The 22,805-nt window shown below is 68.9% G+C and carries 25 protein-coding genes; 13 read left to right on the forward strand and 12 right to left on the reverse strand.

Features of this window, described 5'->3' with window-relative positions; all coding sequences use genetic code 11:
• Positions 1-79 precede the first annotated feature (79 nt).
• The 8 genes from AB0I32_RS23550 (at position 80) to AB0I32_RS23585 (ending at position 6,984) form a co-directional block, all read left to right on the forward strand.
• Positions 80-988 (forward strand): LysR substrate-binding domain-containing protein, encoded by a 909-nt coding sequence (locus AB0I32_RS23550; protein ID WP_357510502.1) that lies wholly within the window; start codon positions 80-82, stop codon positions 986-988.
• A 176-nt stretch (positions 989-1,164) separates the two neighbouring features.
• Positions 1,165-1,722 carry a small multidrug efflux protein gene (locus AB0I32_RS23555; protein WP_357510459.1) on the forward strand — a complete coding sequence of 186 codons (558 nt, stop codon included), beginning with the start codon at positions 1,165-1,167 and terminating at the stop codon, positions 1,720-1,722.
• Positions 1,723-2,029: 307 nt separating this feature from the next.
• Positions 2,030-2,518, forward strand: coding sequence for an isochorismatase family protein (locus AB0I32_RS23560; RefSeq protein ID WP_357510461.1), 489 nt, complete (start codon positions 2,030-2,032; stop codon positions 2,516-2,518).
• A gap of 223 nt (positions 2,519-2,741) precedes the next feature.
• A complete protein-coding gene (locus AB0I32_RS23565; RefSeq protein WP_357510463.1) occupies positions 2,742-3,653 on the forward strand; it encodes a type II CAAX endopeptidase family protein in 912 nt (303 codons plus the stop codon).
• An 89-nt stretch (positions 3,654-3,742) separates the two neighbouring features.
• Entirely contained in the window at positions 3,743-4,720 is a 978-nt protein-coding gene (locus tag AB0I32_RS23570) for a type II CAAX endopeptidase family protein (RefSeq protein WP_357510465.1), read from the forward strand.
• 36 nt (positions 4,721-4,756) lie between these two features.
• Entirely contained in the window at positions 4,757-5,089 is a 333-nt protein-coding gene (locus tag AB0I32_RS23575; RefSeq protein ID WP_357510467.1) for a GNAT family N-acetyltransferase, read from the forward strand.
• 3 nt (positions 5,090-5,092) lie between these two features.
• Positions 5,093-6,292 (forward strand): low temperature requirement protein A, encoded by a 1,200-nt coding sequence (locus AB0I32_RS23580; RefSeq protein WP_357510469.1) that lies wholly within the window; start codon positions 5,093-5,095, stop codon positions 6,290-6,292.
• 23 nt (positions 6,293-6,315) lie between these two features.
• Positions 6,316-6,984 (forward strand): hypothetical protein, encoded by a 669-nt coding sequence (locus AB0I32_RS23585; RefSeq protein ID WP_357510471.1) that lies wholly within the window; start codon positions 6,316-6,318, stop codon positions 6,982-6,984.
• Positions 6,985-7,102: 118 nt separating this feature from the next.
• Here the strand turns inward: AB0I32_RS23585 and AB0I32_RS23590 are convergent, their stop codons facing one another.
• On the reverse strand, positions 7,103-8,560 hold the full coding sequence (locus AB0I32_RS23590) for an amidase family protein (protein WP_357510473.1): 1,458 nt from the start codon (positions 8,558-8,560) through the stop codon (positions 7,103-7,105).
• Positions 8,557-9,099, reverse strand: a complete 543-nt coding sequence (locus AB0I32_RS23595; RefSeq protein WP_357510474.1) for a hypothetical protein — start codon at positions 9,097-9,099, stop codon at positions 8,557-8,559. The genes AB0I32_RS23590 and AB0I32_RS23595 overlap by 4 nt, the downstream gene beginning before the upstream one ends.
• Positions 9,100-9,218: 119 nt before the next feature.
• Here AB0I32_RS23595 and AB0I32_RS23600 point away from each other — a divergent pair, with 119 nt between their 5' ends.
• Positions 9,219-9,833 carry a TetR/AcrR family transcriptional regulator gene (locus tag AB0I32_RS23600; protein WP_357510476.1) on the forward strand — a complete coding sequence of 205 codons (615 nt, stop codon included), beginning with the start codon at positions 9,219-9,221 and terminating at the stop codon, positions 9,831-9,833.
• A 54-nt stretch (positions 9,834-9,887) separates the two neighbouring features.
• Here AB0I32_RS23600 and AB0I32_RS23605 read toward each other — a convergent pair whose 3' ends face one another.
• The gene (locus AB0I32_RS23605; RefSeq protein ID WP_357510478.1) at positions 9,888-10,742 is read right to left on the reverse strand and encodes an alpha/beta hydrolase; all 855 of its coding nucleotides are present in this window, start codon (positions 10,740-10,742) and stop codon (positions 9,888-9,890) included.
• 146 nt (positions 10,743-10,888) lie between these two features.
• On the opposite strand from AB0I32_RS23605, the gene AB0I32_RS23610 reads away from it, so the two are divergent.
• Positions 10,889-11,386 carry an Rrf2 family transcriptional regulator gene (locus AB0I32_RS23610; protein WP_357510480.1) on the forward strand — a complete coding sequence of 166 codons (498 nt, stop codon included), beginning with the start codon at positions 10,889-10,891 and terminating at the stop codon, positions 11,384-11,386.
• Between the two features lie 206 nt (positions 11,387-11,592).
• Here the strand turns inward: AB0I32_RS23610 and AB0I32_RS23615 are convergent, their stop codons facing one another.
• Positions 11,593-12,312 carry an SDR family oxidoreductase gene (locus tag AB0I32_RS23615; RefSeq protein ID WP_357510482.1) on the reverse strand — a complete coding sequence of 240 codons (720 nt, stop codon included), beginning with the start codon at positions 12,310-12,312 and terminating at the stop codon, positions 11,593-11,595.
• A gap of 119 nt (positions 12,313-12,431) precedes the next feature.
• Here AB0I32_RS23615 and AB0I32_RS23620 point away from each other — a divergent pair, with 119 nt between their 5' ends.
• On the forward strand, positions 12,432-13,310 hold the full coding sequence (locus AB0I32_RS23620) for a LysR substrate-binding domain-containing protein (protein ID WP_357510484.1): 879 nt from the start codon (positions 12,432-12,434) through the stop codon (positions 13,308-13,310).
• A gap of 345 nt (positions 13,311-13,655) precedes the next feature.
• Here the strand turns inward: AB0I32_RS23620 and AB0I32_RS23625 are convergent, their stop codons facing one another.
• From AB0I32_RS23625 to AB0I32_RS23660, 8 genes are read right to left on the reverse strand one after another with little or no spacing between them, the layout of a single operon-like run.
• Positions 13,656-14,033, reverse strand: coding sequence for a metal-sulfur cluster assembly factor (locus AB0I32_RS23625; protein ID WP_275007227.1), 378 nt, complete (start codon positions 14,031-14,033; stop codon positions 13,656-13,658).
• Between the two features lie 10 nt (positions 14,034-14,043).
• On the reverse strand, positions 14,044-14,523 hold the full coding sequence (gene sufU / locus AB0I32_RS23630; protein ID WP_357510486.1) for a Fe-S cluster assembly sulfur transfer protein SufU: 480 nt from the start codon (positions 14,521-14,523) through the stop codon (positions 14,044-14,046).
• 55 nt (positions 14,524-14,578) lie between these two features.
• A complete protein-coding gene (locus AB0I32_RS23635) occupies positions 14,579-15,931 on the reverse strand; it encodes a cysteine desulfurase (protein ID WP_357510488.1) in 1,353 nt (450 codons plus the stop codon).
• A 53-nt stretch (positions 15,932-15,984) separates the two neighbouring features.
• A complete protein-coding gene (sufC, locus tag AB0I32_RS23640) occupies positions 15,985-16,755 on the reverse strand; it encodes a Fe-S cluster assembly ATPase SufC (protein ID WP_357510490.1) in 771 nt (256 codons plus the stop codon).
• 37 nt (positions 16,756-16,792) lie between these two features.
• The gene (locus AB0I32_RS23645; RefSeq protein ID WP_357446543.1) at positions 16,793-17,137 is read right to left on the reverse strand and encodes a non-heme iron oxygenase ferredoxin subunit; all 345 of its coding nucleotides are present in this window, start codon (positions 17,135-17,137) and stop codon (positions 16,793-16,795) included.
• The gene (gene sufD, locus AB0I32_RS23650) at positions 17,134-18,351 is read right to left on the reverse strand and encodes a Fe-S cluster assembly protein SufD (RefSeq protein WP_357510492.1); all 1,218 of its coding nucleotides are present in this window, start codon (positions 18,349-18,351) and stop codon (positions 17,134-17,136) included. Before sufD ends, AB0I32_RS23645 begins: the two co-directional genes overlap by 4 nt.
• 1 nt (position 18,352) lies before the next feature.
• Positions 18,353-19,789: a Fe-S cluster assembly protein SufB gene (sufB, locus tag AB0I32_RS23655; RefSeq protein WP_357510494.1), complete on the reverse strand. Its 1,437-nt coding sequence runs from the start codon at positions 19,787-19,789 to the stop codon at positions 18,353-18,355.
• The gene (locus AB0I32_RS23660; RefSeq protein ID WP_357510496.1) at positions 19,789-20,565 is read right to left on the reverse strand and encodes a helix-turn-helix domain-containing protein; all 777 of its coding nucleotides are present in this window, start codon (positions 20,563-20,565) and stop codon (positions 19,789-19,791) included. Before AB0I32_RS23660 ends, sufB begins: the two co-directional genes overlap by 1 nt.
• A gap of 253 nt (positions 20,566-20,818) precedes the next feature.
• Here AB0I32_RS23660 and AB0I32_RS23665 point away from each other — a divergent pair, with 253 nt between their 5' ends.
• Positions 20,819-21,838, forward strand: a complete 1,020-nt coding sequence (locus AB0I32_RS23665; RefSeq protein WP_357510498.1) for an ABC transporter ATP-binding protein — start codon at positions 20,819-20,821, stop codon at positions 21,836-21,838.
• Positions 21,835-22,599 (forward strand): ABC transporter permease, encoded by a 765-nt coding sequence (locus AB0I32_RS23670; protein ID WP_357510500.1) that lies wholly within the window; start codon positions 21,835-21,837, stop codon positions 22,597-22,599. Before AB0I32_RS23665 ends, AB0I32_RS23670 begins: the two co-directional genes overlap by 4 nt.
• Positions 22,600-22,805: the final 206 nt, after the last annotated feature.

The following is a 22,805-nucleotide window of genomic DNA, read 5'->3' on the forward strand; positions in this document are numbered from 1 at the left end:
TGCGCGGTGCACGGGCAGACTCCAGGACGTGTCCTGCGTCCGACGATAGGGTCCGTCTATCGACATCAGCCCGCGCCTCCTGCGCTACTTCCTGGCGGTGGCCGAGGAGCTGCACTTCGGCCGCGCGGCCATGCGGCTCTACGTCTCCCAGCCGTCCCTGAGCCATCAGATCCGCAAGCTCGAGGAGACTCTCGGCACGCCGTTGTTCGTGCGCTCGAGCCGCCGGGTGGGCCTCACCGCCGCAGGGCGGATGCTGCTGGAGAATGCGCCGTCGGCACTGGCCGCCCTGGACCAGGCAGTGGAGCGCACTCGACTGGCCGGATCGGGGGCCGCGACCACTATCCGTCTTGGCTACACCCCGGTCGCGAACTTCGGCACCCTGACGGCGCTGCTGGAGGCGCTCCAGGAGGAGCACCCCGACTGCACGATCGACGCCCGGGAGGTCTTCAGCGCCGAGATACCTGAGCGCATCTGCGCCGGCGAGCTGGACATCGGCCTCGCTCTGGCCCCGCCGCCGTTCGACGGTGTGGGCAGCGAGCTGCTGCGCCGCGAGGCCGTCTCCGCGCTCCTGAGCACGCGCCACTGCCTCGCCGCTGCGCCGAAGATACCGCTGGCCGAGCTGCGTGACGAGACGCTGCTGCTCTTTCCGCGCCGCCTGGCACCGGCGTACTACGACGGGATCGTCGCTGCATGCCAGGAAGCGGGCTTCTCCCCCGGGATCCGCACGTTCGAGGACCCACCGGTCAACGCCATGCTCGCTCGGCTCTCCGGCGGGCGCGAGATCGGCCTGGCCCCCGCGTCGTTCGCCGAGCACGCCGGGAACCTTGGGACCACTCTCACTGCTCGCGACGTCGTCGATCCGTCGATCGCCGCAGACCTGTCGATGCTGTGGCCGACGAACGATCCATCACCTGCCCTCGCGAGCGTGCTGGCCGCGGCACGACGATGCGCCGAGCGCCACGGGTGGCTGCACGACCTCACCGCGTAGCGGGCTGCTCCCCCCTCGGGTCAGAGGCATGACGCATGTCATGGGTGGGGTGTGCAAAGCATCCGGGAGGCGGTGACAGGTCGGCACTTCTGTGCGGAGCTCGCGAGCGGTGAACTGGAGTCAGCACCGGGGACCACCCCCGACGACCACAGCAGCCACATCCGCAGGAGCACGCCATGGACCTCGTCGAAACCCTCCAGAACCTCCTCGGGCAGGTGCCCGAGCTCATCCAGCCGTTCATCGTCGCGACCGCCGGCGCCATCCCCTTCATCGAGGGTGAGGGCGGCGCGGCGATCGGCATCCTCGGCGGTATCAGCCCGGTCGTCGCCGCGATCGCCGCGATCGCCGGCAACTTCCTCGCCGTGACCGTCCTGGTACTGCTCAGCTCCGGCGCCCGCAACGCCGTCGTGACCCGACGCCAGGAAAAGGTCCTGGCCCACGCCGGTGCGCCGGCACGCGTCGGATCCACGCTGGAGATCCCGCCGGACGCCAGGCTCGACGACACGCGCAGCGACGCGCGCCGCGAGAAGTTCCAGCGCGCCTACGAACGCTACGGCGTCCCCGGCGTCAGCCTGCTCGGCCCGCTCCTGCTCCCCACGCACTTCACGGCCACCATGCTCGCCGCCTCCGGCGTCGGCAAGACCCGCATCCTGATCTGGCAGGCCATCACCATCATCGCCTGGACCACCCTCACCGCACTCGTCATCAGCGGCGTCCTCGGGGCCGTCCGATGAGCCGGTCGACGGGTTCTCACCCGACGGCGTGCCCGGCCGGGAACCCATGAGCGGAGAGCATCGATGCGGGGCGCCTGCTGATCGATAGACAGTTCTTATCGTCCGGCGTCGGGACAAGTCTTGGACGTCTGCCGGACGCCCGCCATAGCGTCGTGCCACGCCACGGGAAGGGCTCCGGTCCGCTCCGTCGACGCCGGTTCGTCGTGCCTGGAACAGCTCCCGTCCGACGTCGTGGAGGCGGCCCTCTCGTCGGTCCGAGCCCACCATTCCCTCCTGGCGTTCAGCTCCTCCGGCAGAAGGAATCATCGTGACGCGTTCCGCAAAGGTAGGACTGGACGCACTGCTCACCCCCGAGGAGAGCGTCCTGGTGCTCATCGACCACCAGCCCATCAACCAGACCTCCATCAACACCTGGGAGGACCGCCGTGTGGTCGACGCCGTGGAGAAGACCGGGCGCAAGCAGCTGATCATCGCGGGGCTGTGGACGGAGATCTGCGTCGCCATGCCCGCCATCCACGCGCTGGCCGACGGGTATGACGTCTTCGTCGTCACCGACGCCAGCGGCGGGGTCAGTGCCGAGGCGCACGACGTGGCGGTGCGCCGTATGGAGCGGGCCGGCGTGGTCCCGGTCACCTGGCTGGTCGTGTCCAGCGAGTGGCAGCGCGACTGGGCCCGCGAGGGGACGGCCAACCAGCTCGGGCCGATCCTCTTCGAGCACGGCGGCGCCACCGGCGTCGCACTCGCCTGGGAGGTGCAGCTCCTGGCCACGCCCACCACCGACGGTGGCGGTGCGTAATTGCCATTACTCACGACGACGAAAGGTGGGCGTGTCACTATCCTCGCGGATTGTGGCAGCGCCGCCCCTGGAATGTGTGGAACGAGTGCGCGACGCTGAGCGGAATTGGCCTCAGAACATGTCCTCCACCTCGGATGCAGCTAGTTCCTCGACGACATCGGCGCCTGACGGCTTGCTCCCTACCGATCTCGCGTCTACCCGTGAAGAACAGAAAGAGAACACGATGGAACACCCCGTCACGCCTGTGGAGTACCACCGCGGGCTCGTGAGCGACAAACGCAGGATCGGGCGAGGCATCCTCGCAATCGCCCTTCTTATCGGGGGCATGCAGGTCTTCACTTTTGGGCTCGCGATCGTCGCGGTCCTCGTCGACACGGCGATCGGCACGGAAACCAGGCCGGGGTACACCCCGCTCGTCAACGCCGTCGGTGCGTTCTCCGTGGCCCTCCTGATCCCGTGGAGCATGCTGATCCAGCGCTGGCTCTACGGCGTGCGGGGCGGGTCGCTGTCGTCGGTGCTGTCGTACTTCCGCTTCGACGTCTTCGGCCGCGCCCTCGTGATCCTCCTTCCGGTGACCGTCCTGTTCCAGATCGCGTACTACCGGACGCCGTTGCCGCAGACGACCTGGACATGGCACGAAACGCTCCTGCTCACCGCCACGGCACTCGCCCTGACACCGTTCCAGGCCGCGGGCGAGGAATACGGCTTCCGCGGTCTCATCCTCCGCGTCGTGGGCAGCTGGACGCGCAGTGCTCGCCTCGGACTCGTGCTCGCCATCATCATCTCGAGCGTGCTCTTCGCGCTGGTCCACGTCTCCACGAGCGGGTTGCTGAACCTCTGGTACATCGTCTTCGCCGTCGGCACCGCGTGGATCACCTGGCGTACCGGTGGACTCGAGATCGCCGTCGTGCTCCATGCGGTGCACAACACCGCGCAGTTCGTCATCGACGCCGCGCTCCAGATCGACCCGACCGTGGCTACCGACCGTTCCGCCGGCGCGATCGACCTGACCGCCCTCATCTCCGTTCCGCTCATCATCGGCGCCGTCATCGTCGTGGCGATCCGTACGCGACGCACGGGAACGGTCCTGACGCCGAGGTCGGCAGAGGTTCCTGCGCAGACCTCTGCTGTCTGAAGGCACTTCAATATTGGTGATCGCCCCAGCGGCAGATTGCCTACTCACGAGCGGATCAATCGATCCCTCCTCAAGAAAGGTAATGCCTCGTGCGCACACCAGAGCCCCATGGTTCCCATGGCGCGGATATCCGACCCGACCCCGCTCTTGTTCATGCCGGTGACGCAGTGGTAGCGCTGCCTGGGACATTGCCCGAACGTCCGTTCGGCGTCCATTTCCGAATGGCGCGCTGGAAGTCCTTGGTCGTCCTGATCGCGGTGCCGTTAATACTGCTCCTGGTCCAGATCATCGTGTTCCAACCGGTCGTCCTGATCGAAGGGCCGGCAGACCCGAACAAGCCTGCACTCACACCGCTCACGATCGTCGCAACGGGCCTGAGCACCGCCATCACCGCGTTGCTCGCGACGGTGCTGGCCGCGAGGATGGCGAAGGTGCCGTGGCGGGCGGTCTTCCGGCACATCCGCCCCTTCGACTGGCGCCGTGTCTGGGTCTATCTCCTTGGATCCGCAGTTCTGGTCGGACTCGCCGGCATCGCGACAACACTCATCGCGCCGGGGTCCACCGGACGGGGGGCATTCGAGATCGGAGCGACCACCATCGCCACTCTCGTCGCCACTCTTCTCTTCACCCCTCTGCAGTCGGCAGGTGAGGAAATTGCCTTCCGAGGAGCGGTGATCCCCGCTGCCGGCTCCTGGTTCCGTAGTGTCCGGCTCGCCCTGGTGTTCGGCATCCTCGTCTCCGGAGCGCTCTTCGCGGCGGTTCACGTGTCCCTGGATCCGTGGCTCGTCAGCTATCTGTTCGTCTTCTCCGCGTGCACGGCGATCATGGGACTGATCAGCGGAGGGCTGGAAGCCGCGATGGCATTCCACGTCTCCAACAACGTTGTCGTCGGAATCGTGAACGCCCTCTTCGCGGGCGGCGGGTCGTCGGTGATCGACCGTGGCGTCGGATCCGGGCCGGGCCCCTCCATCATCATCCTCATGGTCATGAACGTCCTGGTCGTCGTCATGGTCTGGCTCGTCGAGCGCGCCAAGCGCTCGAGCTCGGTTCGTCGCCGAGCTGACTGAGCGCCTGGAGAGCCCCACCACGAGAGGAACACAGCGATGAACGATCAGGACCAGCACGAAGTGACCGTCCGCGACAACCCCGACGAGAGCCGCTTCGACGTCTTCGTCGAGGACACGCACGCCGGGCTCTCCGCGTACAAAGACCTCGGCGAGACGCAGCGCGTCTTCTACCACACGGTGGTCTTCGACGAGTTCGGCGGCCGAGGTCTCGCCGGCACCCTCACCCGCACCGCACTGAGCACCAGCATCCAGGCCGGGCACCGCATCGTGGCCGTCTGCCCCTACGTGAAGAAGTGGCTCGCCACGCACCACGACTTCGACGACGCCACCGACCCCGTAGGTCGCGAGCACCTCCGCGCCCTGCGCTGAACCATGACCAGACCCCCGTCCCAGGCGAGCAGGCTCCGCCTCGTCCCGATGGCGCCCCGCGACTCCCGTGAACCGGGCCGGTCGGCCAGCACGCTCGAGCTGTTCTTCGACCTCGTCTTCGTCGTCGCGGTCAGCATCGCCTCGGTCCAGCTTCACCACGCCCTGACCGAGGGACACGTGCTCGACGGCCTGGCCACGTACGGTCTGGTGTTCTTCGGGATCTGGTGGGCCTGGATGAACTTCACCTGGTTCGCCACGTCCTTCGACACCGACGACTGGCTCTACCGCGTGCTGACCATCGTCCAGATGGCAGGCGTGCTTGTGCTCGCCACGGGGATCGAGCCCGCCTTCACGGACGCGGACTACACCGTGCCGGTCCTCGGCTACGTGGTCATGCGCCTGGCGATGGTCGCCCAGTGGCTGCGCGCCTCGCGCTCGCACCCGTCCGTGCGCCGCACCGCCCATGTCTACGCCGGGGGCATCGCGGCGGTACAGGTGCTCTGGCTCGTGCAGCTCATCCTGCCCGACGCACCCGGCAGGATCATGCTGGTCCTGCTCATCGTCGCCGAGGTCGCGATCCCGGTGATCGCCCAGAGACAGGGCACCACGCCGTGGCATCCACACCACATCACCGAGCGCTACGGCCTGTTCACCCTCATCCTGCTCGGCGAGAGCCTGCTCGGCTCCGCCAACGCGATCATCGAGGCCGTGCACGACACCGATGCCCTCGCACCGCTCGTCTCGATCGCCGCACTCGCGTTCGTCGTGACCGCCGCGTTGTGGTGGATCTACTTCTGGCCGCCTCATCACCGGTCCATCACCGGGTTCGGCGGGACGCTGCGCTACGGCTACGTCCACTACCTCGTCTTCGCCGCCGCCGGCGCGCTCTCCGCAGGCATCGAGGTCCAGATCGACGCCCTGACCGGTCACAGCGAGCTCAACGACCTGGCCGCGTCCTACACCGTGACCATCCCGGTCGCCATCTTCCTCGCAGGGACCTGGTGGGTTGCGATCCGCGACCACGCCGACCCGCTCGTCAACACCGTCGTCCCGCTCGCCGCGGTCCTGGTCCTGTGCGACCCGCTGGTCCCCGTCCCCGTCACCCTGACCGCCGTGATCCTCGTCGTGGTCGTCGTCGTCCTGGTGCTGCACCCGCCCGTCAGCTCGCCGGCCCCACCGTCGCCAGATGCGGCACGCACGTGAGGCCGTGGAAGGAGACCGGAGCCATGACCGCACGCTGGAACGACCGTCGTCTCGTCAGGCGCGTGAAGCCGGGCGACGGGCGGCAGCTAGAACGGTTCCGATGGTGGCAGATGACACGGCGGTCGGTGCTGTCGATCGCCCTGCCCACCGACCCGGCGTCGCCTGGAGGCGAGGCGTCGGTGTACTCGATCGAGGTCAAGCACGGCGGCGATCCTGAGACGTGGGAGGTGCTGGCAAGTCTCTACCGCGACGGCAGGCACGTGGCCGAGTCGAAGGTGCCGGCGCTCTTCCCTGTCCCGGGCGGACGCATCGACGTACGCACGAGCGAGGTGGGGATGCGTCGAGCGCACTTCATCGCCGACGACGGGACGGAGCATCGACTGGAGCCAGACCCTCGGTCCGCAGAGGGTCGCCGCATGCGCTTCGCCCGCGAGCATCCCGCCGGGAGCTGGCTCGTGGGCGCCGTCTCCACCGTCTTGCTGCTCATCGGCATCGGCCTGAACCTCTTGCAGCTCGCGGAGCCGCTCTCCGAGATCCCACCCGTCGCGGACACGATCGGCACGTTCGAGTCTCCCGTGCATCTGCCGCTGTGGCTCAACGTCGCGCTCGGCTTCGGCGCTGGCGTCGGCGCCACCGAACGCGCTCTGCGCATGCGATACCACTGGCTGCTCGACAGCGGAGCCGGCATCTGAACCCCATGGGGCACGCTCTTCCAGCACCGCCACTTGTCGAACGAGCACCCGTGGTCGACAGAAGGACCTGGCAGGAGGGGCGGGACGTACTGTTCGCGCGCTGTTGCTGTTGGTCGGGTCAGGCGGGTGCCGGCAGCGAGCCGAGGAGGCTCTCGACCCGTAGCGCAAGGGCGAGGAGTTGCTGGTCGCGGCCGCGGGCGCTGTTGAGTTCGACTCCGATCGGAAGCCCGCCGGTGGTCAGCCCCGCCGGGAGGCTGATGCCGGGGAGGCCCGCGCCGCTGGCCGGGATGGTGTTCTTGGACAGGAAGAGGTGCGGCACGGTCTCGCCGGCGACGGTGAACTTCCATTGGTCCGCGATCGCCGGCGCCGATGTGGGGGTGGTGGGGAAGATCAGCGCATCGAAGCCGTCGCGGGTGAACACGTCGTCGAAGCGCTGCTGCAGCCTCGGGCGATCGACAGCGAGCGTAGCGGCGTACTCCTCCTCCGAGAGACGACTAGGGGCGCCAGGAATGACGACGGCGCTCCACTCGGCGTGCAGCTGTGGCTTGAGGGCGTGGTAGACGTCGTCGAACGCGACGGGGTAGTCGTTCTCCCGGAGGAACCGGGAGACGGCCTGGTGGGTATCGCGCAGGAAGAGGTTCCACCCGGTGCGGTCCGCGAGGTCGGAGAAGTCCTCGCCAAGGTCTATCTCGACCACTTCGGCGCCTGCGTCGCGCAGGAGGTGAACGGTCTCCCAGAACTGCTTCTCGACCTCCGGATCGACGAGCCGGAGGTAGTGCTTGGGGGCATGGGCGAACCGCGCGTCGGTGAGGTCCGAGAGCGCCGGTGCCGCCGGCTCGCCGGTGACGATGTGGTCGATGAGGGCGGCGTCTTCAACGTGTCGGGCGAGGAGTCCCGTGGTGTCGAGCGTGTGAGAGACCGGAGCGACTCTGCCGCGTGGCCACCGGCCGGTGGTTGGCTTGAAACCGACCACTCCGTTGAGAGCAGCGGGGATCCTGATCGAGCCGATGGTGTCGCCACCGAAGGATGCCGGCACGATCCGCGCGGCGACCGAGGCGGCCGAGCCGCTCGAGGATCCGCCGGAGATATGGTCGCGCTGGTACGGGTTCAGCACTTGCCCGTAGGCCTCGTTGTGGCCGGTAACCCCCCAGGACATCTCGACGAGGTTGTTCTTGCCGAACACGATTCCGCCAGCGGCCCTGACCGCTGTGACGACCTCGGCATCCGCGGACGGAGTGAAATCCTGGAGCGACTTCAGGCCGATCGTCGTCGGAAGGTCGCGTGTCTCATAGCTGTCCTTGATCCCCAGTGGGACCCCGAGCAGCGGCAAGGTCGAGCCTGCTGCTCGCGCCTTGTCAGCGGCAGCAGCAGCATCGAGCACGGCCACTTCATCGATGGTGATGAACGAGTTGAGCTCGGACTGCGTGCGCGCGCGGCGCAGCAGCGCTTCGGCGTAGGACTCCGCCGTGACGTCGCCGTTCCGGATCGCGTCGGCGGCCCCGACAACACTGAGATCGGTGAGTTCCGTGTCACCGCCGACGCTGTCGGCGCTGCTCTGCCGGTCCGCGGGGATCACGTGTTCACCCCGTCCGAGAACAGGGTCTCCGGGACCACCACATCGAGCACCTGGAGCAGGTGAAGGACCTTTCGGTCCAGCTCCTCGCCGATTGCCGCGATCTCCGGGCTGTCGAAGGTGGAGAACCGCGTGCTGGGCTGATCGATCGAGAACCGGGTGGCCCTGTTCTCGTCGACGTGGATCGCAGTTCGCAGCGGCGCGTAGAGCATCACTGCGGGGTCGTGACGGTACATCCGCTCTGCGATGGTGTGGTTTCCCATCAGGTACGCGGCGCAGTCACCCGGGTTACCAGCCAGCTGCATGGTCTCGCCGACGTCGGTGCTCCAGAACCGCATGAAGCCGTGCGGGGCGTTCTCGGCCGCCGCATCGAGCACAGTGCCCCAGTCGGAATGCTCGGCGCGCAGCCGTGCCAGCCGGTCCGTATCCAGGACGGGCACGGCCGCCTCGTACCGAGCACGGAAGTCCGCGAAGGACATACCTGTGTCGATCGACCAACGGACGACCTGATGAGGAACAGAGATGAAGGTGCTATTGGGCATGTGGTGCCAGCTCCTTTTGGATCGGCGAGGCCGCGGCCCCGACAAGTACAGCGATCGCTGTACTTGTCCCACTGTAGCCCCTGGGATCCCCGAAGTACAACGGTCGCTATACTTGCGTGGTGACAGACACGATGACGACAGCCGCGACGAGCGGCGGTCGCGGCGCTCGAGAGCGGATCTTGAAGGCGACCGTCGAGCTCTTCGCTCGCGACGGCATCCATGCGACAGGGATCGCCAGACTGGTGGACGTGGCCCACGTATCGACGCGCACCCTGTATCAGCACTTTCCCAGCAAGGAAGCACTGGTGGGTGCGTATCTCGAACGTCTCGAATCGGAGCCAGGCGGCCCGGCTCAGATCGAAACCGTTCTGCTCTGCGAGGACCTTGCTCCTCGCGACAGGCTCCTCGCGCTGTTCGCCGCTCCCCCGGTCGACCGAGCATCAGGACAGGTGGTGAGGGGGTGCCCGTTCCACAACACTGTGGTCGAGGCTGCCGGGAGGATGCCAGATGCGGCTACGTTCGTCGAGCGCCACAAGCGGGAACTGGTCGCCACTCTCATCGCGACGGCAGAGGCTGCCGGCGCCGCCGATCCAGAGGAATTGGGTGGACAGCTCGCCATCCTCTTCGAGGGCGCACGGGCGCTCGCGACCTCGCTCAACGACCCGCAGCCGTTCGAGGACGCGCGGGGCCTGGCAACCACGTTGATCGACTCGGCGATCGGCCGGCCCCTGTAGCCGCACGGCGCCGCCGAACATCCTCGCGAGGACGCTGGGCGGCGCCGCGGTGATTCAGCGACCGAGGAACTCGGTGACCTTGCTCGCTACCTCGTCGACGAACTGGAAGATCGCACCATGGGACGCGTCGGGGTAGATCACCAGTTCGGCGTTCGGGATGAGCCCGGCGAGCGTGTGGCTCGCCTGCGTCGGAATCATGATGTCGTTGTCGCCCTGCAGGACCAGGGTGGGCTGCGTCAGCTGGGTGAGCTGCTTCACCGCCGACCAGTCCTGGACGCCCCAGGCGAGGATAGCCTGGTACTGGGCGTCACGAGTTGCCAGCGACACCTCGGCATCACGACCGTCCTGGCGGGTGAAGATGCGCCCCAGCGAAGCGCCACCGGCAGCCTGGCTCGTCTCGGTGGGGGCGTTGAAGACGTAGAGGATGTCACCGGCCCCCGGGCTGTCGTTGGCGACGAGGCGCTCGACGACATCCGGAGCCCACCTCTCCATGCCCGGCGCACCCTTCGGACCAGTGCTGGCCAGGACGAGCCGACGGACCAGGGTCGGCTCTGCCAGCGCCAGGGCCTGGGCAACGAAGCCGCCGAGCGAGAACCCGAACAGGTCGACCTGGGACACACCGAGGGCACGAACGAACTCAGCCGCAGAGGCGACCATGCCCTCCACGGTCGAGGGCGTCACGCCCGAGCTGCCGGCCACACCCAGGCTGTCGAACAGGATGACGTCGTGGGAGCCGGCGATCCCGTCGACCAGGGCGGGGTCCCAGTTGTCGATGCTGCCGCGGAAGTGCTGCAGGAACAGCACAGGCACCGCGCCCTGAACGCCGAAGCGCCGATATGCATACGTCTCGCCGCTGGCGGCGGTGACGTGCTCCAAGGGGGCGAGGGCGGAAGAAGTGGCGATGGTCATGGGTGCTGGCCTTTCAGTGACGCGCACGAGGGTCGATGTAACCTTGAGTGTTACACCATGATGTAACCACATCTGTTACACCACTGCAAGGACGGATCCGGACTGCCCGCCTGGCGCGGCGGGCCCCGGTCGCTGAAAGGAGCTCTATGAGCGGGAACTCACGGTTGACGATCGCCACGCACGCCTTGGCATGGATCGCCCTGAAAGGCCAGCTGGGCGGCGGACCAGCCGTCTCCGACGAGATTGCGCACAGCATTCAGACCAACCCGGTTGTCGTGCGGCGACTGCTCGGCGCCGCCCAGGCAGCAGGGCTGGTCGAATCGCACCGGGGCACGCCAGCAGGATGGACGCTGAAGCGGCCGGCCGATCAGATCACCATGAGAGACATCCGCCACGCCGTGGATCACGATGAACTCTTCGCACTACACAAGTCGACGCCTTCGTCGGACTGTCCTGTCGGCTACAGCGTCGGGTCGGTCCTGAGCGAGACCTACGAGGCGGTCGAACGCGCGGTCGATGACGCGCTCGGCGCAGTGACGCTCGCCCAGACACTGCAGACCACTCTCGACCGCTCCAACGCGACCAAGCCGGAGCTGTTGCAGAACTTTGCGGACTCTCTCGACGCCGGCAAGCGGTCTCGGTAAGAGGCCCGAGCTGGGCTGGAGTCGACTTGGCAGTCAGGATCGGTTCAGGAAACGAGGCCGCATGATCAGGCCGGGCAGGGGCCAGCCGCCGCCCGCCCGCCCGCCGGCCGGCGGGCGGGTCGACCACAGCACGGCGTCGGGTCGAGCGGCGGACACGCTGCCAGGCGGTTCGAGAGAGACATGGTCCCTCTCACGGTCGTCCGTGGTCAGACGAGGAGGGCGCCGCCGTCGACCGGAACGGAGGTGCCGGTCATGAACGATTGCGTCATCGAGTAGAGGAACGCCTGGGCGACGTCGTCGACCTCCCCGACACGGCCGGCGGGGAGCAGCTCCGCCTGCTGGTCATACATCGCCTGCTGGTCCTCAGGGCTCATACCGCTCCACAGCGGGCTGCGGATGATGCCCGGTTCGACGACGTTGACCCGAAGCGGTGCCAGCTCCACGGCCAGCGCACCGGCGAGGCTCGTGGTTGCTCCGCACAGGCTCGATGCGACCGACCACCCGGAGCCGGGCCGGGTCCGAGCCGAACCCGAGGTGAGAGTGATCGACCCACCAGGGCGGATGTGCTCGGCGGCCGTGCTGACGGTGCTCAGCGCTCCGAAGAACCGGACCTGGAAGAAGCCGCGCGCCTGGTCGATGTCCATCCCGTCCACCGGCATGAGGCGGAGAGACTCTCCCGCCGTGTACGCGAGGTGGTCGAACTCACCGACCTCGTCGAAGAACGCCTGCACCGCACGAGTGTCGAGAACATCGAGTGCGTGCCCGGTCGTGTCGGCGGAGAGCTCGCCGAGGGCGGCATCGATGCTCGACTGCCGACTCGAGGCGATGATGACCTGCGCTCCAGCTTCGGCGGCGGCATGCGCCGTCGCCAGGCCGATACCGGACGTGCCACCGATGACGACGACACGCTGGTTGGTGAGAGACATGGGGGTTCCTTTCGTCGAATCCACACCGAGTCTCAGCGTCGGGACGGCTCTTCGTCCAAGACCTCTTTCGTGAGCCGTGAGACCTAACGGGTATCAGCGAGTTGTGGAAGGCTTGGGTGATGAGTCCCGATCTGGATCTTCGCAAGTTGCGGTATTTCCTGGCGGTGGCCGACGAGCTGAGCTTTGGACGCGCGGCCGAGGCGTTGATGATCGCCCAGCCGGTCCTGTCCCGGCAGATCCGAGCGTTCGAGGATGAGCTCGGTGTGCAGCTGTTCGTCCGCGACAGGCGTGGCACAGAGCTGACCGAGCACGGTCGGCTGCTCCATCGAGAAGCCGAGGCGCTGCTCGCCACCGCGGCCGCGGTGCGACGCCGCGTCATGACCTCCGCGCGTGGCGAGGCCGTGTTCACTGTCGGATTCATGCCGGGATTGGTGGTCGCCGAGGCTGTGCGGGAATTCCAGCGCACGAACCCGGACGTGACGATCCAGGTCATGCGCACCGGCTGGGAGGACCAGGTGCAGGTGCTCCATGATGGTCGTGCGGACGTGAGCTACCTGCGGCGCCCCTTCGACGCCGCCGGACTCTCGACCGAGCTGCTCTTCTCCGAACCGCGAGTGGTCATGCTGCCGGCCAAGCACGAGCTGGCGACGGCGACCGGTGTGTTGATGAACGACCTCGCCGCCGAGCACCTCCTACAGGACCCGGCCGCCGTGCCGGAATGGGCCGCTATCGCCGCCGAGATGCGCCGACGACGCGGGCCGGCACGATCGCTGAGCCGCACCGTCGAGGAGAAGCTCGAGCTGGTGGCGGTAGGGCAGGGAATCGCGATTCTCCCGTTGTCGACCGCCCAGTTCTACCGTCGGGGTGACGTCCGATTCGTTCCCGTTACGGACCTTCCGCCGACCGAGGTCCATCTGGGCTGGGAGCAGGGCCGAAAGTCTCGGCTGATCGCCGCATTCGTGGCGACGGTGCAGGGCCTTGATCGGCCCGCCGCCTAACGTCGCCCAGCTTCGCGACCCCGCGCCGTCGCGGCGCGACCTGCAGCCGGGCTCCCTCCGGGACTCGTTGACCACGGGAACACGGCGACATACCCACGTGTGGCCTGCAGGCTGGCATGACCGAGGAGCGCCTCGGGTGTTTCCTGAGCCGCATCAGGTATGACGAAGGCCGCCGGCCCGGTCGTTCACCAGGTCAGCGGCCTTCAACACCGAGGGGTCAGCCGGACTTGCGGCGGAACACCTTCTGTTCCGCAGGAAGCCGCCGTTGCCGCTCGCGAGGCGCGTTTCGAATCCGTGCTGCCCGGCCGTGCTGGACGACCTGACCGAGTCCCAGAATGCTGGGCTTCAGACGTTGAACCCGAGCATCCGCAGCTGCTCCTTGCCGTCGTCCGTGATCTTCTCCGGACCCCACGGCGGCATCCAGACCCAGTTCACGCGGAACCCGTCGACGATGCCCTCGAGTGCCTGCGCGGTCTGGTCCTCGATCACGTCCGTCAGCGGGCAGGCCGCCGACGTGAGCGTCATGTCGATGGTCGTGTGGTTGTTCTGGTCCACCTGGATGCCGTACACCAGGCCCAGGTCGACGACGTTGATCCCCAGCTCGGGGTCGATCACGTCGCGCATCGCTTCCTCGACGTCCACCGCAGTGGTGGGCGACGGGCCCACTCCCTCAGCGGGAGCGGCCGGGGCTTCCTGCCCGACCTCGGTACTCGCCTCAGTCATCGGTCTCTCCTCAGCTCGTTGCCAGCGCGCCACTGCGCGCCAGCGAGTCCTTGAGCGCTGCCCAGCCGAGCAGCGCGCACTTGATTCGCGCGGGGTACTGCGACACACCGGTGAACGCTGTCGCGTCCCCGAGGGCGTCCTCCGCTGCGTCGTCGTCCAGGCCCTTGCCGCGGGACGACATCAGATCGTGGAACAGGCCGTCGAGCCGCGCCACCTCGGCCAGGGGCGCACCCTCGACCAGCGACGTCATGACCGACACCGACGCCTGGGAGATGGAGCATCCCTGCCCCTCCCACGAGACGCCGGCCACCGTGCCCTCGGGCGTGACGTCGACCCGGAGGGTCACCTCGTCGCCGCAGGTCGGGTTCACCTGGTGCGACTCCCCCGCGAGGTGTCCCTCCACCGATGCGAGGTCGACGAGGCCGTGGCCCACCGGACGCTTCGCGTGGTCCAGGATCACCTGCTGGTACATCTGCTCGAGCGTGCTCACGACGCTGCCTCTCTCGATCGTCCGGACAACCGTCCGAACAGCCTTGCCGACGTTCTCATTCTGCTCCGAAGAACGCGCGGACCCCCGCCAACGCTTCCCGGAACGCCACTACCTCTTCGACGGTCGTGTAGACCGACGCCGACGCGCGGGCCGTCGCCGCGACCCCGAACCGGCGGTGCAGCGGCTGCGCGCAGTGGTGCCCCACGCGGACGGCGATGCCCTTGTCGTCCAGCACCTGTCCGACGTCGTGCGCGTGCACGCCGTCGACCACGAACGAGACGACCGCCAACCTGTCGGCGGTGTCGAGCGGGCCGATCACCCGGACCCCAGGGATGTCGGCGATCTTCAGCATCTCGGCGGCCAGCTCGGTCTCGTGCCGGGCGACGCCGGCCATGCCGAGCTCGTCGAGGTACTGGGCCGCGCACCCCATGCCGACCGCCTGGGCGACCATCTGGGTGCCCGCCTCGAAGCGCTGCGGGGGCGGCGCGTACGTGGTGCTCTCCATGGTCACGACCTCGACCATCGACCCGCCGGTGACGGTGGGTGGCATGGCCTCGAGCAGCTCGCGCCGCCCGTACAGCGCGCCGACGCCGGTCGGACCGAGCATCTTGTGCCCGCTGAACGCGGCGAAGTCGACGCCGAGCTCGTGGAAGTCCACGGGCATGTTCGGCACGGACTGGCAGGCGTCGAGCACCGTGAGGGCGCCCACCCGCTGCGCCGCCGCGACGAGCGTGGCGACGGGCGCGACCGCCCCGGTCACGTTCGACACGTGCCCGAAGGCCAGCACCTTGGTGCGCTCGGTGACGACCGCGTCGAGGTTCGACAGGTCGAGCCGGCCGTCGTCGCCCACCGGGATCCAGCGCAGGACGGCGCCCGTGCGGGCGCACAGCTCCTGCCACGGCACGAGGTTCGCGTGGTGCTCGGCCTCGGTGACGACGATCTCGTCGCCCGCCGCCAGCCGGAACCGCGCGGCGGCCTCTCCCCCGCGTCCCAGGGACGCGTTGGAGAAGGCGTACGCCACGACGTTGATCGCGGCGGTCGCGCCCGGCTGCCAGACGATCTCGCCGTCGTCGGCCCCGACGAACGCCGCCACCGCCGCGCGCGCCTGCTCGAACGCCTCGGTGGCCTCCTCGGCGAGCTGGTGCGCACCGCGGTGTACCGCGGCGTTGCGCTGCTCGTAGAAGTCCACCTCGGTGTCGAGCACCACCTGCGGCTTCTGGGAGGTCGCGGCGGAGTCCAGGTACACGAGGGGTTGACCGCCCCGCACCGTGCGCTCGAGCAGCGGGAAGTCCGCGCGGACGGCGGCCAGCTCGGTCGTCGAGAGCTGCGTCTCGACAGGCACGGCCCCCGCGGCAGCGGCTGCCTGCGGTTCCTGGTTGCCCGGTCGCACGGTGGCGGTGGTGGTCATGGTGTCCCCTTGCAGAAGATCAGCAGAGCATCAGCAGATGCGTCAGCGGTGGATCAGGCCGAGACCGTCTTGGTGTTGACGAGGTACCGGTCGTAGCCCTCTTCCTCGAGGCGGTCGGCCAGCTCGGAGCCACCCTCCTCGGCGATCCTGCCGTCGACGAAGACGTGCACGAAGTCGGGCTTGATGTAGCGCAGGATCCGCGTGTAGTGCGTGATGAGCAGGATGCCGATGTCGGTCTGCTCCTTGGCCCGGTTCACGCCCTCGGACACGATGCGCAGCGCGTCGACGTCGAGGCCGGAGTCGGTCTCGTCGAGGATCGCGAAGCGGGGCTTGAAGAGCTCCATCTGCAGGATCTCGTGGCGCTTCTTCTCACCACCGGAGAAGCCCTCGTTCACGGAACGCTCGGCGAAGGCCGGGTCCATGCGCAGGTTCTCCATCGCGCCCCGGACCTCCTTGCCCCACGTACGCAGGGCGGGGGCCTCGCCGGAGATGGCGGTCTTGGCAGTGCGCAGGAAGTTCGCGACCGACACGCCGGCGACCTCGACCGGGTACTGCATGGCGAGGAACAGGCCGGCGCGAGCGCGCTGGTCGACGGACATCTCCAGCAGGTCCTCGCCGTCGAGCGTGGCGGTACCCGAGGTGACCGTGTACTTGGGGTGGCCGGCGAGCGCGGAGGCGAGGGTGGACTTGCCCGAGCCGTTGGGGCCCATGATGGCGTGGGTCTCGCCGCTGGCGATGGTCAGGTCGACACCGCGCAGGATCGGCTTGGGGCCTTCCTTGGTCTCGACGCTGACGTGCAGGTCGCGGATCTCGAGGGTGGGCATATCGATTACTCCAGGGTTGCTTGCGAAGTCAGAAGATTCAGGAAACAGGCACGGTGGCGTCGATGTCGACGAGCACCTTGTCGCCGTCGACCGTCACCGGGTAGACGGGCACGGGGCGCACCGCCGGAAGCTGGATCGGCTGACCGGTCCGCAGGTCGAACTGGGAGCCGTGCAGCCAGCACTCGACCAGGCAGCCCTCCACCTCGCCGTCGGACAGCGAGACCGCACCGTGGGAGCAGATGTCGGAGATGGCGTGGAAGTTGCCGTCCGCGTCACGGGCGACGGTCACGGGCACCGGGGCGCCGTCGGCGCCGTCGAGCTCCACGAGCATCGCCTCCTCCGGTCCCAGGTCGTCGGTCATACAGGCCAGCTGCGCGGTCATGCGGTCGGTGCTCCGGTGATCACGCTCATCGACTTCTCCAGCTCGGCCTCGATGGAGGCGAGCAGGCGCTCCTCGACCGACGGGATGCCGATCTCGTGGATGAGCTCGGCGAAGAAGCCGCGCACGACGAGCTTGCGCGCCTCCGTCTCGGGGATGCCGCGAGCCTGGAGGTAGAAGAGCTGCTCGTCGTCGAACCGGCCGGTGGCGCTGGCGTGGCCGGCGCCGGCGATCTCACCGGTCTCGATCTCGAGGTTCGGCACCGAGTCAGCGCGTGCGCCGTCCGACAGGACGAGGTTGCGGTTGAGCTCGTAGGTGTCGGTGTTCTCGGCGGCCGCCCGGATCAGGACGTCACCCACCCAGACGGTGTGCGCGCCTGCACCCTGCAGGGCGCCCTTGTAGGTCACGCGGGACTTGCAGTCCGGTACCGCGTGGTCCACGAAGAGGCGGTGCTCCTGGTGCTGGTTCGTGTCCGCGAAGTAGAGGCCCACCATCTCGACCTCACCACCGGGGGCGGTGAACTCGGCGTCCGGCGTGACGCGGACGACATCGCCGCCGAACGTCACGACGACGTGCTTGAGCTTCGCGTCGCGGCCCAGGCGGGCGCGGTGCGAGGAGGCGTGCACGGCGCCGTCGGCCCAGTCCTGGACGCTGACGACGGTGAGCTGCGCACCGTCCTCGACGACGATCTCGACGGTCTCGGCGAGCGTGCCGCTGCCGTCGTGGTCCAGGACCACCACTGCCTCGGAGTGCCGCTCGGCGCGGACCAGCACGTGGGCCGCCGTCGCGTCCTTCGACACGCCCGTCAGGCGCACGGAGGTGACGTCGGAGGCAACGGCCTCCTTGGGGATCGTCACGATCGTGGCCTGCTCGAAGGCGTTCCACGCGGTGACCGCCGTGCGGTCGCCGGGCTGGCCGGCGGTGCCGAGACGTGCGTCGTCGCGGCCGACGGTCTCCACGGTGACCTCGGGGGCCGCGGTGACCTGGACCGTGACGCCCGAGGCGCCGAGCTCGGCCTGGAACAGCGGCTGGAGGCGGTCCGCCGGGGAGAAGCGCCACTCCTCCTCGCGGCCGTTGGGGACGGGGATGTCCGCCAGGTCGAAGGACGTACGGCGCTCGGCCCGTGAGCCCTGGGGCTTGACGGCGCCGTGCGTGTGGGCGCCGTCGGCAACAGCGCGCGTGTGATCTGTCGTCAGATCGGTGGTAGCAGTCGTCATATCAGCCGACGGACCCTTCCATCTGCAGCTCGATGAGGCGGTTGAGCTCGAGTGCGTACTCCATGGGCAGCTCGCGCGCGATGGGCTCGACGAACCCGCGCACGATCATGGCCATGGCCTCGGTCTCTTCCATGCCCCGGGACATGAGGTAGAACAGCTGGTCCTCGCTCACCCGCGAGACCGTGGCCTCGTGACCCATGGAGACGTCGTCCTCGCGGACGTCGACGTAGGGGTAGGTGTCGCTGCGGGAGATCTGGTCGACCAGCAGCGCGTCGCAGAGGACGGTGGACGCGGAGTGCTTGGCGCCCTCGAGCACCTGCACCAGACCGCGGTAGGACGTGCGGCCGCCGCCGCGCGCCACGGACTTGCTGACGATCGACGACACCGTGTTCGGCGCCGCGTGGACCATCTTGGCGCCGGCGTCCTGGTGCTGGCCCTCGCCGGCGAAGGCGATGGACAGCGTCTCGCCGCGGGCGTGCTCGCCCAGCAGGTAGATCGCCGGGTACTTCATGGTGACCTTCGAGCCGATGTTGCCGTCGACCCACTCCATCTGGGCACCCTCGGCGGCCGTGGCGCGCTTGGTGACCAGGTTGTACACGTTGTTCGACCAGTTCTGGATCGTCGTGTAGCGAACGCGGGCGTTCTTCTTCACGATGATCTCGACGACTGCCGAGTGCAGGGAGTCGGAGGTGTAGATCGGCGCCGTGCAGCCCTCGACGTAGTGCACGTACGAGCCCTCGTCGGCGATGATCAGCGTGCGCTCGAACTGGCCCATGTTCTCGGTGTTGATCCGGAAGTAGGCCTGGAGCGGGATCTCCACGTGCACGCCCGGCGGCACGTAGACGAACGAGCCACCCGACCACACGGCGGAGTTCAGCGCGGAGAACTTGTTGTCACCGGCGGGGATGACCGTGCCGAAGTACTCCTGGAAGAGCTCCGGGTAGTCGCGCAGGCCCGTGTCGGTGTCGACGAAGATGACGCCCTGCTCCTCCAGGTCCTCACGGATCTGGTGGTAGACGACCTCGGACTCGTACTGGGCGGCGACGCCCGCGACAAGACGCTGCTTCTCCGCCTCGGGGATGCCGAGCTTGTCGTACGTGTTCTTGATGTCGTCAGGCAGGTCCTCCCAGGAGGTGGCCTGCTTCTCCGTGGAGCGCACGAAGTACTTGATCTTGTCGAAGTGGATGCCCGACAGGTCGGAGCCCCAGCTCGGCATGGGCTTCTTGCCGAAGAGACGCAGGGCCTTGAGCCGCTGGTTCAGCATCCACTCGGGCTCGTTCTTCAGAGCCGAGATGTTGCGAACCACCTCTTCGCTCAGGCCTCGCTGCGCGGACATGCCCGCAGCGTCGCTGTCGTGCCAGCCGTACTCGTAAGAGCCGATGCTGGCGATGATCTCATCGTCGGAGCGCTGCTCTGGCGCTTGCGTTTCTGCGCTCATCACTTTCCTTCGGTGGGGGTCTTCGCGGGGTGGTTCAGGGGGATGTTCACAGGCAGGTTCACGGGGATGTTCACGGGAATGTTCGTCGTGCACGCGTGCGCACCGCCCGCGATGGTCGCGAGGCGTTGGACGTGCGAGCCCAGCAGCTCGCTGAACGCGCGGGCCTCCTGCTCGCACAGCTCGGGAAACTCCTCGGCCACGTGCTGGACCGGGCAGTGCCCCTGGCAGAGCTGCACCGCACGGGCGACCGTGCCTGCAGTGGGACCGCTCAGCGGCGCAGGGACGGGCCGCACGGAGGCGGCGTAACCGTCGGCGGACAGCAGCTGGACGAGCTGGGCGGCGCGGCCCTCCGCGGTCTCCGCGGTGAGGTGCGGCGCGTAGCTGCGGGCGACGGCGTCGAACCGCTCCTTGGCGAAGCCCACCACCGCCTCGCTGCCACCCGTCTCGCGCAGGAACCGCAGGACCTGCCGCGCGATCTCCTGGTAGCCGCCGGCGAGCTCGGACTGGCCGCCGCCCGTGACGACGTACCGCCGGGCGGGGCGCCCACGGCGGGGCACGCCCGACCGCGAGGCTTCGTGGACGGCGATCTTGCCGTCCTCCTCCAGGAGGGTCAGGTGCCTGCGCACGGCGGGCGCCGTCAGCTCCAGGACGGCGGCGAGGGCGCCTGCGGTGACCGGGCCCCGGGAAGCGACGAGCTCGAGCACTCGCCGACGCGTGGTGCCGTCGGTCTCGTGGCTCGCCACGTGGCCCGCCGCCACCTGTGTCGCTGCGCTCATGCTGGTCACCTCCCTCACGTCGGTCCTGCGCCGGTCTACGTCGATCTCGCGTCGGTCCGGAGGCAAACTTCACCCTCGGTGTGCACGCCTCGTAGACGCCAATGCTTTTGAGAACATCCTTGTTCCCTAATTCGAGATGCGCAAGGAAGGCGAACCTCAGTTCCGCCCGATCGCGACACATCTCACACGTGTGATCCACACCCAGGTCACGTCGCACGACGACGGTCCGCGTGCCGCCACCTACGATTGTCCGGTGTCCTTGTCCGACGCGCCCGCGATCGACTCCGCCCAGGCGGCCACCGCGGGCGCCACCACAGTCAGCGCCTCCGGTACGGCCGACGGCGACCACGCGGTCGCCGTAGAGGTGCGCGGCCTCGTCAAACGCTACGACGGCCGCGCGGTGGTGGACGGCCTCGACCTGGTCGCCCGCCAGGGCGCCGTCACCGCGGTCCTTGGCCCCAACGGTGCGGGCAAGACGACGACCATCGAGTGCTGCGAAGGCCTGCGCTCCCCCGACGGCGGCACGGTCCGCGTGCTCGGCCTCGACCCCGTCGCCGACGCCCGGGCCTTGCGCCCCCGCGTCGGCGTGATGCTGCAGGACGGCGGCCTGCCCACCGGGGTGCGCGCGCTGGAGCTGCTGCGGCACGTCGCCGCGATGTACGCCAGCCCGCGACCCGTGGACGAGCTCGCCGAACGGCTGGGGCTGCACGGCTTCGCGCGCACCACCGTGCGCCGCCTGTCGGGCGGGCAGCGGCAGCGGGTCGCCCTCGCCGCAGCGGTCGTCGGCCGTCCCGACGTCGTCTTCCTCGACGAGCCCAGCGCCGGCATGGACCCGCAGAGCCGGCGCGCCGTCTGGGACCTGGTGCGCGAGCTGCGGGCCGACGGCGTCGCCATCGTCCTGACGACCCACCTCATGGACGAGGCCGCCGACCTGGCCGACCACGTGCACGTCGTCGACCACGGCAAGGTCATCGCGTCCGGCAGCGTGCGCGAGCTGACCGACGCGAGCACGGGACCGGGCACCCTCCGCGTCGAGGCCACACCGGGCCTGGACCTGACCCCGCTGCTCACCACCCTCAACACCACCGGGGACTGGGCGGGCGGCGAGGGCGAGGCCGGGGTGTACACGCTGACCGGGGCGGTGGATCCCGCCGCGCTGGCGGTCGTGACCGCCTGGCTCGCCGAGCGCGGCGTGCTGGCCCGGTCGGTCAGCACCGGCCGCCGCACCCTCGAGGACGTCTTCCTCGACCTCACCGGACGGAACCTGCGATGAGTGTCCAGACCGCACCGGCCGCCGCGCCCGTGGCCCGCCGGATCGCCGCCCAGGCCTCCTTCGAGACGCGCGCGATCCTGCGCAACGGCGAGCAGCTGCTCGTGACGATAGTGCTGCCCGTGCTGGTGCTGGTGGGGCTCGTGCGCACCTCGTTCCTCGACCTCGACACGCAGGGGTACACGCGTATCGACTTCGTGACGCCGGGCGTGCTCGCGCTCGCCGTGATGTCGACGGCGTTCACGTCCCAGGCCATCGCCACCGCGTTCGACAGGCGCAACGGCGTGCTGCGCCTCATGGCGACCACCCCGCTGGGCCGCGGCGGGCTGCTGGCCGGCAAGGTGCTCGGCGTGCTCGCGGTCGAGGTGGTGCAGGTGCTCGTCATCGCGGGCGTCGCGGTAGCCCTCGGCTGGCGTCCGGAGCTCGGCGCGCTGCCCGCCGTCGTCGGCGCGGGGCTGCTCGGGACCGCCGCGTTCACCGCCCTCGCGCTGCTGCTCGCCGGGACCCTGCGCGCCGAGGGCGTGCTCGCCGTGGCCAACCTCGTGCTCGTGCTGCTCACGGTGGGCGGCGGCGTGCTGCTGCCCGCCGCACAGCTCGCCGGCCCGCTGGCGCACGTCGCGGTGCTCCTCCCCTCCGGAGCGCTGGGTGAGGCGATGCGCGGCGCCCTGCTGCACGGCTCCGTGCCGCCGTTCTCCGTGGTGATCCTGCTGGCCTGGACGGCCGCGCTCGGCGCGGGCGCCGCCCGCCTCTTCCGCTGGCACTGAGTTCCGCTGGGCACTGAGCCGGCCTCGCCGACTTCGGTCACATGCCCCGCCGGCCTCGCCGACTTCGGTCACATGCCCCGCCGGCCTCGCCGACTTCGGTCGGGGGGGGGGGGGTTGGGGGGGGGGGTGGTGGTGGGGAAGAGCGGCGCGGCCCAGGGCAGAGGCCAGGGCCACGCCAAACCCAGCTAGTGGGGGGAGCCCGAGGT

This window comes from Promicromonospora sp. NPDC050249, from assembly GCF_040656015.1.
In the GTDB taxonomy this organism is placed as follows: domain Bacteria; phylum Actinomycetota; class Actinomycetes; order Actinomycetales; family Cellulomonadaceae; genus Promicromonospora.

What these genes read in the sequence shown, in the direction of transcription:
- AB0I32_RS23585 (WP_357510471.1), top strand. Translation starts at nt 6,316, where the DNA reads ATGACCGCACGCTGGAACGACCGTCGTCTCGTCAGGCGCGTGAAGCCG.
- AB0I32_RS23615 (WP_357510482.1), bottom strand. Translation starts at nt 12,312, where the DNA reads ATGTCTCTCACCAACCAGCGTGTCGTCGTCATCGGTGGCACGTCCGGT.
- AB0I32_RS23625 (WP_275007227.1), bottom strand. Translation starts at nt 14,033, where the DNA reads ATGACTGAGGCGAGTACCGAGGTCGGGCAGGAAGCCCCGGCCGCTCCC.
- AB0I32_RS23555 (WP_357510459.1), top strand. Translation starts at nt 1,165, where the DNA reads ATGGACCTCGTCGAAACCCTCCAGAACCTCCTCGGGCAGGTGCCCGAG.
- AB0I32_RS23580 (WP_357510469.1), top strand. Translation starts at nt 5,093, where the DNA reads ATGACCAGACCCCCGTCCCAGGCGAGCAGGCTCCGCCTCGTCCCGATG.
- AB0I32_RS23670 (WP_357510500.1), top strand. Translation starts at nt 21,835, where the DNA reads ATGAGTGTCCAGACCGCACCGGCCGCCGCGCCCGTGGCCCGCCGGATC.
- AB0I32_RS23575 (WP_357510467.1), top strand. Translation starts at nt 4,757, where the DNA reads ATGAACGATCAGGACCAGCACGAAGTGACCGTCCGCGACAACCCCGAC.
- sufB (WP_357510494.1), bottom strand. Translation starts at nt 19,789, where the DNA reads ATGAGCGCAGAAACGCAAGCGCCAGAGCAGCGCTCCGACGATGAGATC.
- AB0I32_RS23645 (WP_357446543.1), bottom strand. Translation starts at nt 17,137, where the DNA reads ATGACCGCGCAGCTGGCCTGTATGACCGACGACCTGGGACCGGAGGAG.
- AB0I32_RS23635 (WP_357510488.1), bottom strand. Translation starts at nt 15,931, where the DNA reads ATGACCACCACCGCCACCGTGCGACCGGGCAACCAGGAACCGCAGGCA.
- sufD (WP_357510492.1), bottom strand. Translation starts at nt 18,351, where the DNA reads ATGACGACTGCTACCACCGATCTGACGACAGATCACACGCGCGCTGTT.
- AB0I32_RS23660 (WP_357510496.1), bottom strand. Translation starts at nt 20,565, where the DNA reads ATGAGCGCAGCGACACAGGTGGCGGCGGGCCACGTGGCGAGCCACGAG.
- AB0I32_RS23605 (WP_357510478.1), bottom strand. Translation starts at nt 10,742, where the DNA reads ATGACCATCGCCACTTCTTCCGCCCTCGCCCCCTTGGAGCACGTCACC.
- AB0I32_RS23595 (WP_357510474.1), bottom strand. Translation starts at nt 9,099, where the DNA reads ATGCCCAATAGCACCTTCATCTCTGTTCCTCATCAGGTCGTCCGTTGG.
- sufC (WP_357510490.1), bottom strand. Translation starts at nt 16,755, where the DNA reads ATGCCCACCCTCGAGATCCGCGACCTGCACGTCAGCGTCGAGACCAAG.
- AB0I32_RS23620 (WP_357510484.1), top strand. Translation starts at nt 12,432, where the DNA reads ATGAGTCCCGATCTGGATCTTCGCAAGTTGCGGTATTTCCTGGCGGTG.
- AB0I32_RS23610 (WP_357510480.1), top strand. Translation starts at nt 10,889, where the DNA reads ATGAGCGGGAACTCACGGTTGACGATCGCCACGCACGCCTTGGCATGG.
- AB0I32_RS23565 (WP_357510463.1), top strand. Translation starts at nt 2,742, where the DNA reads ATGGAACACCCCGTCACGCCTGTGGAGTACCACCGCGGGCTCGTGAGC.